Consider the following 730-nt stretch of genomic DNA (forward strand, 5'->3'; position numbering starts at 1 on the left):
CGGCAATGCCGATAATATTGGGAACTGAACCTACGGAGGACTTGTCATGGATAGAAGGCAATTTATGGCCGCCGTCAGCGGCTTCGCAATCGTGGCCTCTTTGCCGACGGTAGCGCTGGCTCAAGATGCCCAGCCGGTCACCGGCGGCACGCTCAACATCGGCTTCATCAGCGACGTTCGCACGCTTGACCCCCTTCAGTCGTCGCAATGGACCGAGCGCCAGATCCTTTTCCTGATATTCGATACGCTTCTCGAAACCGAGGCCGACTTCTCCCTGAAGCCCGCCTTGGCGAAAAGCTGGGAGTTTTCGGACGACGGCAAGCGCGTGATCCTGAAGCTGCAGGAAGGCGTGCAGTTCCATGACGGCACGCCATTTAACGCCGAGGCGGTGAAATGGAACCTAGACTCGCGTCTCGATCCGAAAGGCAACTCATCGCAGCTCAAGTTGCTGGAAGGCGTCAAGAATGTCGAAGTGCTGGACGAATTCACTGTCGCCATCGACATGAAGGAACCCTATCCGCCCCTGCTGGCGCTGTTTGCCGACCGCGCTGGGCTCATGGCGTCACCGGCGGCGGCCAAGAAGAACGGCAGCGACGTCGGTTCCAACCCTGTCGGGACCGGTCCGTTCGTTTTCGGCGAATGGGTCCGCGGGTCGCGCATCGCGCTCACCAAGAACGCCAGCTATTGGCAGAAGGGAATGCCCTATCTCGACGGTATTATTTTCCATGAC

At 58.9% G+C, this 730-nt stretch carries 1 protein-coding gene; it reads left to right on the forward strand.

The window, feature by feature from the left end:
- Positions 1–64: 64 nt before the first annotated feature.
- Positions 65–730 (forward strand): ABC transporter substrate-binding protein (locus EN879_RS37825; protein ID WP_245493957.1); only part of this gene is annotated, 666 nt, incomplete at its 3' end.

This window comes from Mesorhizobium sp. M7A.F.Ca.AU.002.02.1.1 (assembly GCF_003998535.1).
GTDB lineage: Bacteria > Pseudomonadota > Alphaproteobacteria > Rhizobiales > Rhizobiaceae > Mesorhizobium > Mesorhizobium ciceri.